Source organism: Microvirga tunisiensis (genome assembly GCF_009296175.1).
Taxonomy (GTDB): domain Bacteria; phylum Pseudomonadota; class Alphaproteobacteria; order Rhizobiales; family Beijerinckiaceae; genus Microvirga; species Microvirga tunisiensis.
Window position 1 is genome coordinate 1 of the sequence record NZ_VOSK01000842.1, and the last position, 1,040, is coordinate 1,040.

The 1,040-nt window shown below is 64.5% G+C and carries 1 pseudogene; it reads right to left on the bottom strand.

The window, feature by feature from the left end:
* Window positions 1–124: 124 nt before the first annotated feature.
* Window positions 125–976: pseudogene (locus FS320_RS44030) on the bottom strand (IS110 family RNA-guided transposase); the annotation flags it as partial.
* Window positions 977–1,040: the final 64 nt, after the last annotated feature.

The window sequence follows — 1,040 nt, forward strand, 5'->3', positions numbered from 1 at the left end:
CTTCGAAGCGGTGCGGGATCTGCAAGTGGATTGATCCCCATTGGACGGGGCCTCGGTACCAGATGCGAAGTCCGCAGCACGAGCTTGGCGGTGTCAAACCGTCAAAATCACTGTGCTAAGGATCTAGGACGCTGCGCAAGGCCTCGTCACCGGCCCGCGTGATCACTCCCAGCCGCACCCTGCCGGCAGTCGAATGATCCTTCGGGGTCAAGCCGAGCCAAGCGGCAAAGTGGCGAGCGGACCGGAAGGCCTCCGGGGTGGGTGTCTTCATCACCAGCATGGAGGCGCCAATCGGGCCCACTCCCGGGATCCTGGCAAGGCGCCGGCTGCACTCATCGGCGCGATGCCAGGCCATCAGCTTATCGTCGACTTCCTCCAGTTGCGCCTGCAGCTGCGCGTATTCCCGGGTGTGGATCTCAAACAGCTCCCGCGCCAGCGCCGGCAGGGTGTCATCCTCTCGGATGCGCTCCAGGAGCGGCTCGATCTTCACCAGACCCTTGGCCGCAACCAGTCCGAACTCCGCTGCATAGCCGCGGATGGCGTTAGCGAGCTGGGTGCGCTGCCGGATCAGTCGGTCGCGCAGGCCCACCAGCATCAGGGCAGCTTGCTGGTCTGCGCTCTTGACCGGCACGAAGCGCATGGTCGGCCGGCTCATCGCCTCGCAAATCGCCTCGGCATCAGCGGCATCGTTCTTGCCGCGCTTGAGGTAGGGTTTGACGAACTGGGGTGGGAGCATCCTCACCTCGTGCCCCAGCGACTGCAGCAGGCGTGCCCAGTGGTGGGATCCGCCACACGCCTCGATGCTGATCACCGTCGGCGGCAGCTTCTCAAAGAAGGTGATCATGTCCTGGCGCCGCAGCTTCTTGCGTAGGACCGGCTCCTCGGCGGCATTTACCCCGTGTAGCTGAAAGACGTGTTTTTTGCGGTAGGGACGCCCGTTACTGGGCGCCCCCCGCTCAGATCCCGGCGAGCCCAATTAAGGCACCGGGCTCCTACCTTGGGTGAGTGACGGCGAAGCGCACGTCGGGCCATGGATGAAG